Source organism: Microbacterium sp. H6 (assembly GCF_003314775.1).
GTDB classification, from domain to species: Bacteria; Actinomycetota; Actinomycetes; order Actinomycetales; family Microbacteriaceae; genus Microbacterium; species Microbacterium oxydans.
In genome coordinates this window covers 746-1,531 of the sequence record NZ_QOAY01000259.1, presented here as the reverse complement: position 1 = coordinate 1,531, position 786 = coordinate 746, and the positions used below count along the sequence as shown (strand labels likewise).

Here is a 786-nt window from a genome sequence, read left to right as displayed (position 1 = left end):
CCGGCTACGTCGTGCTCGACGACCACACCTCCGCCACCGATCCCGCTGAATGGCTGGGCCTCGAGTACGTCGGTTGGCGCTCCTCCGGCATCACGCGCTTCGCCCCGCTCACCAGCTATGCCGGCGACGTCGACTGCAACGGCTTCTGGAACCACACCCCGCCGCGCACCGACAAGGACGGTGTCTGGGTCGACTCGCAGGTCGCGATCGCCCCGACGCTCCAGCGCCGGGCCCAGGAACCGGGCGCGGGCATCGGCCGATGCCGCGTGATCGAGCTGCAGCCCAACGAGTACGCCGACGCGATCTACAACCTGCACCAGGACGACAACAACCGCCTCAACGAAGAGGGCACCGGCTGGGTCGTGCGCGGGTTCTTCAACCTCTCCGACGACACCGAGTCGATGCTGATCCTGCGCTCCGACCGCTTCGACCCCGCGACCGAGATCCGCCTGCCGCTGCGCGCCGGCTCCCGCATCATCGTCGACACGCAGCGCTTCTGGCACGCGGTCTGGCACCGCGGCACGGCACCGCGGTACGCCCTCATCACCTCGTGGACCAGCGGCCCCGAGCTCGACGCGCACATCGCCGCCAATCACGGCGACCCGCACCCCAAGACCGTCGACCTCGATCCCCGGTTCGTCGACGCTGCCCAGATCGAGCTGCATCGCCGCATCGAAGAGCGCCGTCGCGCGTTCGAAGCACAGGGCATCGTGATGGAACCGCCCGTGGACATGAACGTCTGAGACGTCGGCCGGCGGGTCTCCCCGCACGGAGCCAACGGTGTCA

The 786-nt window shown here is 69.2% G+C and carries 1 protein-coding gene; it reads left to right on the top strand.

Annotated elements, in window-relative coordinates; genetic code table 11:
- Positions 1–743: hypothetical protein (locus tag DSP71_RS16660; protein ID WP_113681638.1), on the top strand; the 743-nt coding region annotated here is incomplete at its 5' end.
- Between the last annotated feature and the right edge of the window lie 43 nt (positions 744–786).